The sequence below is a fragment of the Pseudoxanthomonas sp. CCNWLW251 genome (assembly GCF_037402255.1).
Lineage (GTDB): Bacteria > Pseudomonadota > Gammaproteobacteria > Xanthomonadales > Xanthomonadaceae > Pseudoxanthomonas_A.
Map to the genome: position 1 here is coordinate 1 of NZ_JBBEGA010000011.1, position 959 is coordinate 959.

General features: G+C 58.6%; 1 protein-coding gene. It reads right to left on the reverse strand.

Annotated features, from left to right (window positions below; all coding sequences use genetic code 11):
- Positions 1–121: 121 nt before the first annotated feature.
- Complete coding sequence (locus WBN46_RS19005) at positions 122–493, reverse strand: hypothetical protein (protein WP_337732951.1); 372 nt, start codon at positions 491–493, stop codon at positions 122–124.
- Positions 494–959: the final 466 nt, after the last annotated feature.

Here is a 959-nt window from a genome sequence, read left to right on the forward strand (position 1 = left end):
TTCCGGGTGGACTAGGTGGCTCCCGTGCTCAGGAAACCAAGTGAAGTAACCCCATTGGCTCATAGCGGCCTAACACCTGAATTAAGCCGACCCGCGAAGCGGGTTCGGCTTGAATGAATTGTTAGGCCGCAACACGTGAAATCCGGCGTGCGGCCCGCAGGACAGCATAAGCGAACGCCTCAAATGCCAGGTAGTACGCGCCGATGCAGGCAAGGAAGAACCAGCCACCGGACCGATTGGCGTGGCAATGAAGCCCAAGCAAGCATCTAGCGACTTTAACAAGCGATGCCCCGGAGAGCACCAGGGCGAGGACGGAGCATAGAACCAGCAGGGCATAGGCGACCCTTCCTGGGCCAAGCTCCGACCAAAGCGGAGTGTTGCGGCGAAGGAGCAGCCAAGAGCGCAGCGGGAGGAGCGTAACGCCGGCAAAGCCGATGCCGCCGAGCACATAGAGTGTCGAGACAAGCAGCCAGTACTGCCAAGGTTGTTCCATTGCGGCCTAACACCTGAATTAAGCCGGCCCGCAGCAGGGCGGCGACTGGGTGCGAATATAGCCGAAGGCGTGCACTTAGGCGCCGCCCTGATGTAGGCTCGGCTTGAATGAATTGTTAGGCGCGCCTGTCATCAAGCGCCCCTTTAATGAGCGAGCCGTCTCTAGCGACTTTGGCTCCACAACCATTGCAAGTCCAGCCGCCGAGTAGTGCTTGATGCGCACTCGTTGGCCTGCGAAAGCGCGGAAGAGTTGAGCTACACCCTGGGCAAGACTTGCGGGGGATCATATAGACAATGGCTAGCGCCGCACTTGCCCCGACAAAGACGCCGACAAAGACGCCGACCGCTGCAGATGTGAGAAGAACTGTATCCATACCTTTCTCCGTAAGCGCCTAACACCAGAATTAAGCCGACCCGCGAAGCGGGTTCGGCTTGAATGAATTGTTAGCGCGCTCTAAGACCACTCC

Coding starts and splice junctions, on each gene's coding strand:
- WBN46_RS19005 (WP_337732951.1), bottom strand. CDS start 493: ATGGAACAACCTTGGCAGTACTGGCTGCTTGTCTCGACACTCTATGTG.